Here is a 14245-nt window from a genome sequence, read left to right on the forward strand (position 1 = left end):
TGGATAAGTCGCGATCAAAATAAATTTACTTTCGAGTATTAAATAAATTAAATTAAAAAAATATAGAGAAAAATGTTGTAGCTATAGCTTGCTAATTAATGAATGAATCATTGTCATCCACATCCGCGAGTCTGATTTTAACTGCATTAATTGCCGTTGGATTAGCGTTAACCCATTTATTTTGTGGAAAACTACGCTTTGCTAAAATTCCTCGTAGTCGCTGGTTGAGCGGTGCAGGTGGGGTATCTGTTGCTTACGTTTTTGTACATATTTTGCCGGAATTAAGCGAACATCAAGCAGTTTTAAATCAAACACAACAAGAGTTGACATCTTATTTAGAAAATCACGTTTACCTACTAGCATTATTAGGACTAAGCATATTTTACGGGTTAGAAAAAATGGCGAGTAAATCTCGTGAAAATCAAGAAAAAGCAGGTAAAAGAGACGCAACAACTCAAGGAGTATTTTGGGTACATATTGCTTCTTTTACATTTTATAATGCTTTAATTGGCTATTTATTGACGCATCGAGAAGAGCAAAATACCCAAGGTTTATTGTTATATAGTTTAGCAATGGCGCTGCACTTTGTTGTCAACGACTTCGGATTGCGAGAAAATCACAAAGGTATTTACGACCATATTGGACGTTGGATATTAGCAGCAGCAATTATTGTAGGATGGGTAATAGGTAGTGCGACTCAAATTGGAGAAACAACAATAGCCGTTCTTTTTGCTTTTTTAGCAGGAGGAATTGTTCTTAATGTACTTAAAGAAGAACTTCCCGAAGAACGAGAAAGCTGTTTTTGGGCTTTTGCATTGGGTGCAGCAATTTATAGCGTGTTACTTTTAGCTTTGTAATCGAGCTTAATATTTTTTATTATATTTTCTGCAAATTTATGCAAAGTTAATTTTGTTGAAATTAAAATACTGGAAAAATTGTCTTCTACTATCTCTAAGGATATTCAACCTTCTTTCTAAAGATAGATTATGAAAACAATCATAAATATTGCCTTAGCTAGAAGAGTTTATTATGAAAAAATTATAAATTAAAATTAAATTCAATAAATCAATTCAATAAATGATTTAATAATTTAATTAATTGATAATAATTAGTTTATATTTATTTATAAAAATAGATAATTTTCATTTATTACCTATCACCTATTGCCTATTACCAAAAAACTAATGTGAATATTGAAGAGGTTTTTATGCTTAAAGAACAAAGAAAAATCAAAAACTGGAAAAAACTTTTAAGCGGATTAGCAATTGTAATTCCATTCCTTCCATTAACAGCATTTGCGATTCCTGCTCGTCCCAATCCGAAGCGTAATCCCTGCCCGAAAATCTATTACGAGGAACCTTACAATAGTAAGTTAATAGTACCAGCAGAATGTACACCTAATGCTGCTACTATCCGTTGGAATCAAACCGGACAAGCTGTAGACCAATCAATTAACGTAGTACCAAGAGCTACCAATGTAAGACCGATACAGCCACCTGCACCGGAAGCTCGTCAGTCTGCTATTGCTACCGTCAAGCCAATGATGGATGGTAAAGTCAGCGTCACATTAAAAAATGACACTAACGCTCGCATATCCTATCAAGTCATTACTCATACTCAGACTAGAATCTTACCGGCAACAGAAGAAGTAGTTTTACGGGAAATTCCTACTCCTGCGACCATTACTTTAGTACGGGAAGATGCAGGATGGTTGAAGGTAATGCCAATATCTACTGAAGACGGTATGCTAACAGTTTCTTTGGATGAAGAAACGACATTGGATGATAACCAAGGTGTTATTAGGATTCAGAAGGATGGACAAGTCTTCTTGAATTAATTATTAAGAAATAGTGCAATCTATCTAATTTCACAGAGTGAAGAAAAATGAATCGAATTCGTCAACAAAGAATCAAATTTAATTTAGGTCAAAATAAGGGTAAATTTATGAAAAAATTTGGGAAATTTCAGGGTGCAATCGCTTTGTCTTTAATGGCTCTAGTACTTCCCGCTTGTGCTAATAACGAAGAAGCAAATATTCCTGGTACGGGTAACGTTACTACTGAGGATGTTGTAGATAATACTGCTGCATTAGCTGGTAAAACTGTAACTGTAAGAAGCGAACCAGTAGATAAAGTTGGTCCTGCTTCCTTTACTGTTAGCGACCAAAAATTCTTTGGTAGCGAACCTATTTTAGTTATAAACGCTTCGGGAGAACCTTTTACTCTACCTGCTGATGATATAGAGGTTCAGGTAACGGGTATAGTTCGCAATTTGGTAGTAGCAGATATCGAACGCGAGTATGATTTAGACTTAGACACAGAATACTACACAGACTACGAAAATAAACCTGCAATTATCGCTCAGTCTATTGCATTAGCACCCGATCCTGGTGATATTACCAAAAATCCTCAGAAATACTATAATCAACGACTTGCAGTAACAGGTGAAGTTGAAGATATTCAAGATGCTAACACCTTTACCCTGGATGAAGAAAAGTTATTTGGTGCTACAGATTTATTAGTTGTCAACCCTAATCCAAAAGTAGCGATTCAAGATGATCAAGTAGTAGCAGTTACCGGGGTACTTCGTCCCTTTGTACTTGCTGATTTTGAACGCGAATATGATTTAGGTTGGGATTTACAACTTAAACAGAGTATAGAAGCTGAATACAGTACTAAACCTGTATTTGTCGCTGATAGTGTATATCCTTCTGCAATTTCCGAGTAAGTTAAATTTGTTTTTTGAACTCAGGCTGGGATTAGAAATTTTATTATCTTATCTCAGTCTTTTCAATGTTTTCAGGAATGGCCGCAAGTGTCACAATCGGTAATTGGTGGGTGACACACAGGTTCCTTATTGTTACGTTCATAATTTGAAGATTGGCGCTGACTGGAGAAATAGAAAATATTAAAAATCCGAAAATGTTCACCTTGGATGAAGACGATTTGCTTGGTGAAGAAGATTTATTAGTTTTGAATCCGATTCCTGCAATGGCTGTAAATAATCAACAAACAGTAGCTTTAACAGGTGTTCTGCGCCCATTTATAGTTACAGAATTAGAAAAAGATTATAAATTAACTTGGGATGCACAATTAAAAGAAGAATTAGAATTAGAGTACAAAGAAAAACCCGTATTGATTGCCGATACTGTTTATCCTTCTAGAGTTTCAATTTTAGATTGATGATAAACATGACCTTTATATTTACTAAATTTATAATGGGTAAAGCTCATGAATCTGCTTAAAAAAGTATCTCTAAATTTGCGGTTAATTAAATTAAAACGGTTCTTTGGTTCGCTCTTTTATTCCATGCAAAGGGATAAACTAGAACGCAAATTTAAGGATGTCAAACTTTTAAAAGCGACTAAATTACCAACTAATATTATCCGTACCGAAAAAATAGCAAATGGAGGAATATTTTATTTTCAAGAAGAAGTCGAATTAGAAATTTATTTTATAACTACCAATTTAGTCAGAATTAATTGGAAACCAGGTAAACTTCCGGTTCCTTATGCAATATCTCATCATAATTGGGAAAAAGTTGAAGTTGATTTTCAATCAAAAGATGATAACTGGTTAATTTCTACTGATGATTTGCAAATAATTATCGCTTCCGATGGTAGCCTTAAATTTCAAGATGCTAAGGGAGTTACACTACGTGAAGAACTACCTCCACAGCGCAAAATTAAAGCTAACCTAACAAACCATGGTTGGGTACATCAAGCAAAACTACGTCCTGATGAATGCATTTACGGTTTAGGAGAAAGAGCTGCACCCTTTAATCTTCGCACTTCACCAGATAACATTAATCAACCTAAAACTTACCGGATGTGGAACTTTGATGCAGGTGGTATATATACGAATGGTACCGACCCTCTGTATCTTTGTATTCCTCTATACATGGGTTTGCACAGTCATGGTAGCTATTTAATTTTTTACGAAAATACTTTCCCGGCTAATTTTAGTTTCCAAGACTTTGCAGTTGCAGATTTTGAAGACGGCGCATTACGCTATTACTTTACCATAGGTTCACCCCCTCAATTAATCCAACGCTACACCCAATTAACCGGACACCCACCGTTACCACCACGGTGGGCTTTTGGCTATCATCAGTCTCGCTGGGGATATGAAAAGGAAGAAGTATTACGAAAAGTAGCCCAAGGATTTGAACAGTATAATTTACCTGTAAGTGCAATCCATCTTGATATTGATTGTATGGATGATTTTCGTGCCTTTACTATCGACCCTGACCGTTTTCCTAGCCTGCGTGAATTTACGCAAGAAATGGCAGAGAAAGATATTAAATTAATCACTATTATTAATCCAGGAGTGAAGAGCGATCGCCATAATAAATTATTTGAAGAAGGACGCGCTCAAGGTGTATTTTGCAAGCAACCGAACGGTCAACTAATTTTAGCACCAGTCTGGGGAGGAATGTGTGCTTTTCCCGATTTTACAGACTCCCAAGCTCGTCATTGGTGGAGTCGTCAGTATGAATATCTGCTCGATTTAGGTATTGCAGGCTTTTGGCACGATATGAACGAACCGGGGGTATTTACCCTTTGGGGTGACTCGACTTTACCTGCTTATTCTACACAACATTCAATGGAAGGTAGAGGTGGTGACCACCGAGAAGCACATAACGTTTACGGATTACTTCAAGCACAAGCTGCCTATGAAGCTTTATGTGAATATCAACCAGAAAAACGTCCATTTATTGTTTCGCGCTCCGGATGGGCGGGACTGCAACGTTATGCTTGGACATGGACGGGAGATATAGAAACCTCTTGGGCTGGTTTGCAACAGACTATTCCGACTCTGTTGAATTTGGGACTGTCGGGAATACCTTACAGCGGACCAGATATCGGTGGATTCAAGGGTAATCCGAGTCCAGAACTTTACGTGCGTTGGTTCCAGATGGCTAGTTTTTTACCATTTTTCCGTACCCATTCGGCAAATAATGCCAAGCCTCGCACCCCTTGGGGTTTTGGTGAATCAACTTTAAATATTGTTAGTAAATATTTGAGACTGCGCTATCAACTAATACCGTATTTTTACACCTTAGCGTGGCAAGCAACTCAAACCGGATATCCTCCAATTCGTCCTTTATTTTGGGCTGATTTACAAGATACTCGACTTTGGAATATAGAAGATGCCTTTTTATTAGGTGAAGCACTGCTAGTGTATCCAATTATTCAAGAAGGAAAACGCAATCGCAATATAATTCTACCCAAAGGAAGATGGTATGACTTTTGGAACGATACCTCCTTAGCAGGAGGACAAGAAATCACAATTAACGCACCCTTAGAAACAATACCGTTATTAGTTAAAGCAGGCAGTATTTTGCCTTTAGAAGTGGAAAATAAGTTAATTCTCCATATTTATCCACCACTAGAAGCAAGTAGCGGAGGTGAAATTTATAGTGATGCAGGAGATGGTTACGGTGATTGGCGTTTAGATAAATTCTATCTCAAGTGGGACGAAAAAAACTTGAAATTAACACATCAACAACAAGGAAATTATCCTTTGACTTATGAAAGAATCCAACTTCATCTCCACGGGTTTGAATTACACAAAGCTATTGTTGATGGTAAGCAGGTTAATTGTGAAAAAAATTGCTTAGAAATTGAGGAATTTGAAGAAGTATTGTTTGAAGGAGAATTAATTAGTGAATATGAATAATCCGCTTTTGCCAAAATTTAATTTCTTGCATTGAATTCAATAATCTTTTAGGAATAGCCGCAACTGGCACATTTTTCTTGTAGGGTGTGTAGTTTAGAGTTAATTTGAGCGTAGCAATAAGGTTTGTAGCGTCACGCACCATCCGAGTTTTGTGACACTTGCGGCTATTCCTGTCTTTATCCAACTTTATCCAATAAATATAAGATTTATATATAAAATTTAGGTAACGATAGAGTATAACTAATATTAATAGCTCAAGTAGTTGTTTATCGTTGTTGCAGCTAGGGCAATTACTTGAAAAAGCGGGTTATTAATATAAGAAATTATTATAATTTAAGTACAATATTGCTATAAAGATTTATATTTACTTCAAGAAAATTAACAAAAATATTTTTTGATAAACAAAATCGTGATTTTACATACTTCTACCGATTAAAAAAAACTATCTTATGACATAGCACTGGTCAATATTTTAACCTAACCATAGATAGGTGTATGAATCTGACTTTTTGAGATATCACTTTAATAAAAGTTCTTAATCTATTCAATTTATGTAAAGTTCTTGTTGTCACTAGATTGTAGATGTAGATTGAGAATTAACGAGCAAAACCTCACAATGTTTAAGAAGAGACGACGACCTTTCTGTTTCGATATTCTTAATCAAAAAATTACTAAAACATTCTCCTTTAGCGACAGATAAATAAATTAATATTTCATAAACTAGATTCACAATTGTCAACCTTTGAAATTAAAGAAAATGGTCAAATGGCACCCAGGACAGAAATTATAACTCAACCAAGCACTCGCGAAATATCGCCAAATATTCCGCCTTCTGGCGAAGTCACGAGCATCCAAACTGGACTAGCAATCATTCCTGTGGCTTTTGTCATCACTTTGGCATTTGTTTTTATTAAGCAAATTAAATATCGCAAAAATTTATATACCCAAGTTGTTAGTCTCAAACATTTTTATTCTATTCCTTGTCGTAAATGTCAGTTTTTTGATAATAACCAACACCTTCCCTGTGCGGTACAACCTGCGCTGGTTTTGAGTGTAGAAGCCGTAAATTGTAGTGATTATGCACCAAAAAGGAGATAATAAATGTAAAACTGCTTCGAGAAAACTTAAATTCTAAATAGTTGTGTAGTTTTTGGAAAGCTGTTAACTTATACAACTAATAGCAATTTTGAAAAAAATCTGAATTTATAATATTAGGCATCTCCGAAATTAAGCTTAAACCCATTGTAATGACTGGAAGAAAACTTATTTACCAGAGATATCTATTAATTTTAAATCAGACAACAAATTACTTAACTTAAGGAGAAAATCATGTATACGAATGAAATGCAACGTGCAGTTGGTACTTTTGCTTCTCGTCCAGAAGCAGAAAGAGCGCTTCATGAATTAAGAGACGCTGGCTTCAATATGGATAAAATTTCCATAGTTGTCAAAAATGCTGAAGGTCAGGAGCAGGTAAGCGGTACGGATTATGAAAAATCCAACGATGAACAAGTTAAAGGAGGAGCCAAAGCCGGAGCAACCGCTGGAGGAGTCACGGGGGGAATAATTGGTTTAATACCCAGTTTAGGAGTCTTAGCAATTCCTGGTGTCGGTCCAGCAGCGGAAATAGGGATAATCCTGGCAAATACTCTGATTGGTGGTGGTATCGGTGCGGCTAGCGGTGGATTACTTGGTGCTTTGATTGGTTGGGGAGTACCCGAAGAACGAGCAAATTATTATAACGATCAACTTTCCCAAGGATATTATGTCGTGCTGGTTGAAGGAACCCCAACAGAAATTAACACCGCTGAATCGATTCTGAGAAATCAAGGAGTGCGAGATTGGGAAATTTATAACTCACCAATGACTGGAAATGTTCGCAATCGCGCTGGATTGTAATATTTGGTAATAAATACCAGTCTACAGACGCTTCTTATTTATCAGACCATTGTTGTTTTACGTAGAATTATAATGAGGTAGTTTGTGGATTCGCAGGATTTGTGGCATTGGCTATACATTGCAGGGATGGCAACGGGAGCGTTCTACTTTATAATACTCGGTAGAAAGCCTCGTGGTGTCCCTAAATATGAGTATTTAGTTGCTGCTTTTATTCCCATCTGGTCAGGACTCGCTTATTTATCGATGGTTTTACCAGGTGCGGAGTTAGAACAAGGAAAAATTGAAGTAGCGGGACAGGTGACTCATTTTGCTCGCTACATCGACTGGATTGTGACCACACCTTTGCTACTCTTAGCCTTGTCTTGGACAGCAATGCATCGTCATCACAAAAAAGATTGGACGTTAATTGCCTCTTTGATGATGACTCAAGTGATTGTAGTTGTTTGTGGTTTGATTGCCGATCTTTCAGTTGTGCCTTGGGTGAGATATTTGTGGTATGTCAACGGTGTCGTCGCCTTCTTGATTATTTTAGCCGGAATTTGGGGTCCGTTGCGTGCTAAGGCTAGTAGTCAAGACTCAGCGCTGTCCGGTTTTTACAATAAGATAGCTACCTATTTCACAGTGCTATGGATCTGCTATCCGACTGTATGGATTCTTGGTCCTTCGGGTTTTCGAGTTTTCGATCAATCAGTTGATACATTTCTATTTTGTCTGATTCCCTTCTTCTCCAAAGTGGGCTTTAGTTTCTTAGATTTGCATGGTTTACGCAATCTAGGTAGTTCTGACACCCAAACTCGTCTGGATCAAAGTGTAGATGGTGTAATGCGGATGATGGGATTTGCAACTTTTGTCGCACAACCAAGGCGATCGCACTCACGTAGAAAAACACGATATTTACCAGGAGACATCCAATAATGCAAGCAATTGGACATAAAAGATGGGCGATCGCAGAGGGTTATATACCAGCTTATAGCAATGGACCAGAACCGCAATTCACCAGCCATGAAACAGTTTGTATTCTCAATGCTGGTGACGAAGATGCCCACGTGGAAATCACCATCTTTTACAGCGATAAAGAACCTGTAGGACCTTATAAAGAAACTGTTATGGCCCGACGTACAAAGCATATTCGCTTCAACAATCTCAAAGAGCCCAAACCAATCCCCCTCGATACCGACTTTGCCAGTGTTATTGAATCGAATGTGCCAATTGTTGTGCAGCACACCCGTCTCGATTCCCGTCAAGCAGAGAATGCCTTACTTAGCACCATAGCCTATGGCAGCAATTAGCGAGTACAAAGCCATAGAAATTTTCTACCTCTGGACTGGAAGCCATTCAGAACAAGAAGTATGCCATGCCATTCGATTTAAGAACCCCTGTCACTTCTAAATCCAAATTTTAGTGCAGATTTCTGGCAAATATCCCTTGCTTCTTACTCACATACTTATTATTCTCATCCAGTTCGGGCGCGTGCGAAAATTCTTTCTTTTATTAGTAATAATGGAGACATTTTTCTTGTGAAATAAAAGCGATAAAACTAGAGAAAATACATCAAGATAGGCGCTATCATCTTAATTCTGATGAATTAAAATAAATGCGCCTTTTTTACTTGTCTGACAGTTAATTAATCCAGCTTTTTATATATATGCCGAAGCTTTAACTGTGGTTAAATTAGTGGCTATTTTGACCACCTTTACGACCAATTTCGGACATATGTTCTTTATCTTGGCTGGTGACTTCACCGCCTTTTTTGCCAGCTTCTCTAGCTTCTTCAGAAGAGAACTCATGGGCATTTCCTTTCTCATGAGCAGCTTTTCCACCTTTACTAGCGATTTCGCGTTGCTTTTCTTCATCCATAGATGCGAATCCGCGTTGGTCTTTATTATTATCTGCCATTTTGGTTTTCTCCTAAATTAATGCTTCATTAAAAATCTAGTTTTAGTTTATTTATCTTGGAAAGCTTATTAACCCCTCTAAAGGCATAACCAAAATGCTAAATTTTTATCAAAATTATCTTACTAAAGTATGAGATAAAAATCATAAATTTGAAATAATTAAAACTGCTATTGAAGTCGGGTTTTTATTACTATCTATTTTTTGATGTGAGCAATATTTATTTATCGTAAAAACCCGACTTATGTGATTTTTCTCCAACTCACGTTATCTTACTAAAGTATGAGATAAAAATCATAAATTTGAAATAACTAAAACTACTCTTCTCTAAAAACTATGGCTAATCAGTAGTTAGTATGCTAATTAAATAGTCGTAAGAAGGCAGAAGGCAGGAGGCAGAAGGCAGAAGGAAAGAAAAGAAAGATATTAGTAATAAATGAATTGAGTAAGACTCGAAATCTTTGCACAGCAAATACTACAGCCATTTTTTACTCATATTTAGCATACTATGTACTGAAGAACCAAAACTATTTACCTGACACATCGAATGTATAAGTCTCGCCGTGGCTCAGATACTTTACTCGTTCATCAAGTCCAGCTTCTGTAACTGCTTGCATAAATTCCTCAAGAGATGACTTCATAACAGTGTAATCATTGTAGTGAATCGGAATACTTAAATCTGGTGCAATAATCTCAATCGCCTGCACACCTTGTTTAGCATCCATAGTTAACAGAATTCCTAAGATTTTTGTTCCTCCGAGGTGAAGCAAAGCTAAGTCAATATCGGGATATTTTTGCGGAATTGCTTTTATGTCCTCATACATCAAAGTATCTCCACTAATGTAGAGGCGAAACAATGTTTTATCTATATCTATTGTTGACCCAAACTCTAACATATTTCCGTTTACTGACGGTAGTAATGCACTGAGTATTTGCGGTCCATGTCTTCCCGGCATCGCTGTAATACGCACCCAGGCATCATTTTTAGTAACAGTCATTGTTTCCCAAGTATTTAAGGCTTGGCTAGCACTAAACCCTTTACTTTCTAAACTACTAGCCGCTTGATGGGTAGTAATGATAGGCAAATTTTTATTTAGTTTTGCCTCTGCCACACGGTCAAAATGATCCTCATGCATATGAGACAGCACAACCATATCTAGAGCAGGCAAATCCTCTATTTCCATTGCCGGATTAGTTCGGCGTGCAGAGCGTATTCCATAACCTAGATGTACGTGGTTACCCTGATGCAAAAAATTCGGATCGGTCAAAATTGTCAATCCAGCATAGCGCAGCAGCACGGTGGCGTTACCGATAAAAAACAGCGAACCACTATTAAAGTCTGCTTCTTGACTATTTCCATTGCTCGGTAGGGCTAATTGTCTTATTTGGTTCATAATTCTAACCCTTGATTCCTATTACCTAAAGCTATCGCAGCCAATGAAGCGACGGCTCCTACAGCAGCTAATGCTCCCCACTTCAGCGCCGGATTTTTCACCAGCCAATCGGAAATACTCGGTATTACTAGCTCGTTAAAATCTCCCTCAACCTGGTTGTATCCCTCCATTGGTGTAAACAAATTGTTAGGTCCGTCTGCTGATTTGAGTTCATTCGTTTTCTGTCCTGAGAAACCAATTGCCGTTAATAATCCATCGACTAATTCCGGCGAAAGCCGCTCTAAAGCATCTAGAATTCGTCCCACATCTCCCACAATATATTCACGGGTAGGATGTTCTGCCACGTAAAGAATAGCATCAGCTACTAACTTAGGTGAGTAATAGGGCGGTATTCCCGTGGGTTTGACTCCTAATTTAGTCAGAACATGGTTATAATAAGGAGTATTGATTACTGCTGGTAAAATGCTAGTAACACTAATAGGGATGCCCTTGTGTTGCAACTCTACTCGCAGGGATTCTAAAAAGCCTTCAAGAGCGTGTTTGGCAGCAGAATAAGGGCTTTGCAGTGGCAAAGCACGTCTACCTTCCATTGAGGAAATATGAATCAAAGCTCCTTGTTTTTGCTGCTTTAAATAGGGTAATGCTGCCTTTACTCCATACACTTGTCCCATAAAAGTAACGTCAATCACTCGCTCAAACTCTTCTAGAGTAATTTCTTCAAAGGGTGCAAGCACACCAGTCGCAGCAGCATGAACCCAAGTGTCAATTCGTCCATATTGCTCAACTGTATAATCAGCAATTGCTTTTACCTGGTCAAAATCGGCTACATCGGCAGTAATTGCCTTTGCTTTACCCCCATTCGATTCGATTTCGTCTACCAAAGACTTTAGTCCTAGTTCGTTTCGCGCTGAAACTATTACCTTAGCTCCTCGTTTAGCAAAATCAAGAGCGGTTTGTCTTCCGATACCACTCGAAGCTCCGACGATAGAGACTACTTGTTGAGGAATTGGCTTTAATTGCATAATGAAATTGTTCCTTATTTTGATTTATTACACTTGGAAGCTGAAGCAAACGGCGAATAATATCTCATAATTACAAAAATAATTACAAAAATTAAATAATCATATTTGCATGATTGATAATTCATTTTTTCTGATTAAAAATATTTTCGCAGCTTAACTATTAACTTAATTTTTGTAAAAATAAAATCTTAGTTAAGCACAATCTTTAATATAGTAATATTAATAATATTTGTTTTTTTTAACAGAAGATTAATCTATCTATAGGGTGAAAATCAAAATATAACTTTATACATCACAAGGATGATTTGCAAGTAATCGGTACTGAACGAAATTTAAGATAGTGTAGTTCATCTCCATAATCAAATGCCTGTTACTACTCTTGCCGATTTAGATCCGACGCACTTTAATATCGCTTTACTTGCCTTGGGTGGTTTGATCTATATTTATGCCTTGCTCTCTCGCTTTATCAAAGAACGACTTTATCTTTCTGCTCCGATTTTGTCGGTTTTACTAGGTGTAATTTTTGGACCAATTGGTCTTAACATTTTTGATGTCAAAGCTTGGGGAACCCAGGATATCATTGTTGAACAAATAGCGCGTCTGACGATTTCTATTCAACTGATTTCAACCGCTTTACGGTTACGTTCGGCTTATCCGTTTTCTCACTTACGAAGTCTCGCAATTTTCCTCGGACCTTTGATGTTAGCGATGTGGATTGTTAATAGCGCACTTATTTATTGGATTTTGGATATTGACTTTTGGGTCGCTGTTTTAATTGGCGCAGTGGTTACACCTACTGACCCGGTGTTAGCAGCTACTATAGCTACGGGTAAATTTGCCGAAGATAAATTACCGTCTCGCGTTCGCAACCTGCTATCGGCTGAGTCTGGACTCAATGATGGTTTAGCTTATCCATTTGTGTTTTTACCGCTTTTACTATTGATGCGACCTCCTCAAGAAGCGCTATCTCATTGGTTCTCCGTCATTTGGTTATGGGATGTAGGAGTAGCGATTCTTTTTGGTTTACTATCTGGCTATCTTGCTGGAAAACTGCTCAAATTGGCGCAAAGAAAAAAATTAATTGATAGACAGTCATTTTTTACTTATGTACTTGCTCTTGCTTTTATGGTACTCGGCGGCGTTAAGCTAATTGGTAGCGATGGCATTTTATCAGTGTTTATGGCTGGAATTGGTTATGACATGGTAGTAGAAGAGAACGATCGCATCAATGAAGAAAATGTTACTGAAGCGTTGGATTTAATTGTCACTGTTTTGATTTTTACTCTCTTTGGTTTAGTGATTCCTTGGAGCGAATGGTTAACTTTAGGATGGAATGGTTTGTTCTTGGTAATTGCTATTTTAGTTTTTCGTCGCTTACCTGCTTTGTTATTATTGAATCGCTTTATACCTCATACTAATGGTTTAAAAGATGCTCTATTTATCGGCTGGTTTGGTCCGATTGGTGTTGCAGCTATCTACTATGCTAATTTGACCGTCCATAAGACGGGTATTGATCAAATCTGGTATATTGCGAGCCTTTGTATTGCTGGCTCGGTCTTAGTTCATGGTGTCACGGCTGTTCCTTTGAGTCTTTTATATAGCCAGTCGAGTAAAAACAAACAACAAAATCAAGAGCCGGAAACTTAAGAAAAAGAAGAAAATTAACTATCCCAAAAAATAATCATGCAAACATTAAGTATTATTACGCAAAAAAATATTTAACCGTAGCTAACGAATCAAATGGCGTTTATCCCAGAAAAATCTATCTATAGGTAATTTCTAAATTTTATATGGCACTGAATATGTCTAAAGGAATACAAAGATTTTTATTCCTTTAGGAGAAGTAAAAATAAATCTAAAGTGAATAGTCTTGAAATTAATACAGTTAATTGTTGATAAGCAAATCGAAATCAAGGAGTTGAATTATGGGAACTCGTAACTTTGCTCTAATTATGGGTATTGTTTTTTTAAGTATTGGAATCATGGGATTTATCCCTTTTTTCGTGACCAAACCTGCAACGACATCGCCAGAGTTAATCATCGATACGGGATACGGCTACCTGATGGGTTTGTTTCCCATCAATATTTTGCATAATATCGTACACCTGGTCTTCGGTGCTTGGGGAATTGGGATCAATGGCAATCTTGTGTTGGCGCGTCTGTATTCTCGCAGTTTAGCTGTAATTTATGGTTTACTTGCGATTATGGGCTTAATTCCGTTTGCTAATATATCATTCGGCTTAATTCCTATTTTCGGGAATGATGTCTGGCTTCATGCGCTGATAGCAGTTGCAGGTGCTTACTTTGGCTTTATTGTTCCCAGTCAAGAAAAAACCGGAACAGTTCAATAATAGTT

The 14245-nt window shown here is 37.2% G+C and carries 14 protein-coding genes; 11 read left to right on the forward strand and 3 right to left on the reverse strand.

Annotated features, from left to right (window positions below; genetic code table 11):
* The first annotated feature begins 98 nt into the window (after positions 1–98).
* The 9 genes from IQ247_RS05890 to IQ247_RS05930 all read left to right on the forward strand — a co-directional run bounded on the left by IQ247_RS05890 (position 99) and on the right by IQ247_RS05930 (position 8869).
* Entirely contained in the window at positions 99–857 is a 759-nt protein-coding gene (locus IQ247_RS05890; RefSeq protein WP_193917992.1) for a hypothetical protein, read from the forward strand.
* A 350-nt stretch (positions 858–1207) separates the two neighbouring features.
* Positions 1208–1837: a hypothetical protein gene (locus tag IQ247_RS05895; RefSeq protein WP_193917994.1), complete on the forward strand. Its 630-nt coding sequence runs from the start codon at positions 1208–1210 to the stop codon at positions 1835–1837.
* A gap of 47 nt (positions 1838–1884) precedes the next feature.
* On the forward strand, positions 1885–2727 hold the full coding sequence (locus IQ247_RS05900; protein WP_228059506.1) for a hypothetical protein: 843 nt from the start codon (positions 1885–1887) through the stop codon (positions 2725–2727).
* A 152-nt stretch (positions 2728–2879) separates the two neighbouring features.
* Complete coding sequence (locus IQ247_RS05905; protein WP_193917996.1) at positions 2880–3182, forward strand: hypothetical protein; 303 nt, start codon at positions 2880–2882, stop codon at positions 3180–3182.
* A gap of 48 nt (positions 3183–3230) precedes the next feature.
* On the forward strand, positions 3231–5681 hold the full coding sequence (locus tag IQ247_RS05910; protein WP_193917998.1) for a glycoside hydrolase family 31 protein: 2451 nt from the start codon (positions 3231–3233) through the stop codon (positions 5679–5681).
* A 765-nt stretch (positions 5682–6446) separates the two neighbouring features.
* Entirely contained in the window at positions 6447–6779 is a 333-nt protein-coding gene (locus tag IQ247_RS05915) for a hypothetical protein (protein WP_193918000.1), read from the forward strand.
* Between the two features lie 231 nt (positions 6780–7010).
* Complete coding sequence (locus IQ247_RS05920; RefSeq protein ID WP_193918003.1) at positions 7011–7580, forward strand: general stress protein; 570 nt, start codon at positions 7011–7013, stop codon at positions 7578–7580.
* Between the two features lie 84 nt (positions 7581–7664).
* The gene (locus IQ247_RS05925) at positions 7665–8495 is read left to right on the forward strand and encodes a bacteriorhodopsin (RefSeq protein ID WP_193918005.1); all 831 of its coding nucleotides are present in this window, start codon (positions 7665–7667) and stop codon (positions 8493–8495) included.
* Positions 8495–8869: a sensory rhodopsin transducer gene (locus IQ247_RS05930; RefSeq protein ID WP_193918007.1), complete on the forward strand. Its 375-nt coding sequence runs from the start codon at positions 8495–8497 to the stop codon at positions 8867–8869. Before IQ247_RS05925 ends, IQ247_RS05930 begins: the two co-directional genes overlap by 1 nt.
* Before the next feature lie 382 nt (positions 8870–9251).
* Here IQ247_RS05930 and IQ247_RS05935 read toward each other — a convergent pair whose 3' ends face one another.
* From IQ247_RS05935 to IQ247_RS05945, 3 genes are all read right to left on the reverse strand, one after another.
* On the reverse strand, positions 9252–9476 hold the full coding sequence (locus tag IQ247_RS05935; protein WP_193918010.1) for a KGG domain-containing protein: 225 nt from the start codon (positions 9474–9476) through the stop codon (positions 9252–9254).
* 524 nt (positions 9477–10000) lie between these two features.
* The gene (locus IQ247_RS05940) at positions 10001–10867 is read right to left on the reverse strand and encodes an MBL fold metallo-hydrolase (RefSeq protein WP_193918012.1); all 867 of its coding nucleotides are present in this window, start codon (positions 10865–10867) and stop codon (positions 10001–10003) included.
* Positions 10864–11889 (reverse strand): SDR family oxidoreductase, encoded by a 1026-nt coding sequence (locus IQ247_RS05945; protein ID WP_193918014.1) that lies wholly within the window; start codon positions 11887–11889, stop codon positions 10864–10866. Before IQ247_RS05945 ends, IQ247_RS05940 begins: the two co-directional genes overlap by 4 nt.
* Before the next feature lie 363 nt (positions 11890–12252).
* Between IQ247_RS05945 and IQ247_RS05950 the strand changes: the two genes are divergently transcribed.
* Both IQ247_RS05950 and IQ247_RS05955 read left to right on the forward strand, forming a co-directional pair.
* On the forward strand, positions 12253–13536 hold the full coding sequence (locus tag IQ247_RS05950; RefSeq protein WP_193918016.1) for a cation:proton antiporter domain-containing protein: 1284 nt from the start codon (positions 12253–12255) through the stop codon (positions 13534–13536).
* A gap of 278 nt (positions 13537–13814) precedes the next feature.
* Positions 13815–14240, forward strand: coding sequence for a DUF4383 domain-containing protein (locus IQ247_RS05955; RefSeq protein WP_193918018.1), 426 nt, complete (start codon positions 13815–13817; stop codon positions 14238–14240).
* Positions 14241–14245: the final 5 nt, after the last annotated feature.

The sequence above is a fragment of the Plectonema cf. radiosum LEGE 06105 genome (genome assembly GCF_015207665.1).
Lineage (GTDB): Bacteria > Cyanobacteriota > Cyanobacteriia > Cyanobacteriales > Nostocaceae > Rivularia > Rivularia radiosa_A.

Coding starts and splice junctions, on each gene's coding strand:
- IQ247_RS05890 (WP_193917992.1), top strand. CDS start 99: ATGAATGAATCATTGTCATCCACATCCGCGAGTCTGATTTTAACTGCA.
- IQ247_RS05895 (WP_193917994.1), top strand. CDS start 1,208: ATGCTTAAAGAACAAAGAAAAATCAAAAACTGGAAAAAACTTTTAAGC.
- IQ247_RS05900 (WP_228059506.1), top strand. CDS start 1,885: ATGAATCGAATTCGTCAACAAAGAATCAAATTTAATTTAGGTCAAAAT.
- IQ247_RS05910 (WP_193917998.1), top strand. CDS start 3,231: ATGAATCTGCTTAAAAAAGTATCTCTAAATTTGCGGTTAATTAAATTA.
- IQ247_RS05915 (WP_193918000.1), top strand. CDS start 6,447: ATGGCACCCAGGACAGAAATTATAACTCAACCAAGCACTCGCGAAATA.
- IQ247_RS05920 (WP_193918003.1), top strand. CDS start 7,011: ATGTATACGAATGAAATGCAACGTGCAGTTGGTACTTTTGCTTCTCGT.
- IQ247_RS05930 (WP_193918007.1), top strand. CDS start 8,495: ATGCAAGCAATTGGACATAAAAGATGGGCGATCGCAGAGGGTTATATA.
- IQ247_RS05935 (WP_193918010.1), bottom strand. CDS start 9,476: ATGGCAGATAATAATAAAGACCAACGCGGATTCGCATCTATGGATGAA.
- IQ247_RS05940 (WP_193918012.1), bottom strand. CDS start 10,867: ATGAACCAAATAAGACAATTAGCCCTACCGAGCAATGGAAATAGTCAA.
- IQ247_RS05945 (WP_193918014.1), bottom strand. CDS start 11,889: ATGCAATTAAAGCCAATTCCTCAACAAGTAGTCTCTATCGTCGGAGCT.
- IQ247_RS05950 (WP_193918016.1), top strand. CDS start 12,253: ATGCCTGTTACTACTCTTGCCGATTTAGATCCGACGCACTTTAATATC.
- IQ247_RS05955 (WP_193918018.1), top strand. CDS start 13,815: ATGGGAACTCGTAACTTTGCTCTAATTATGGGTATTGTTTTTTTAAGT.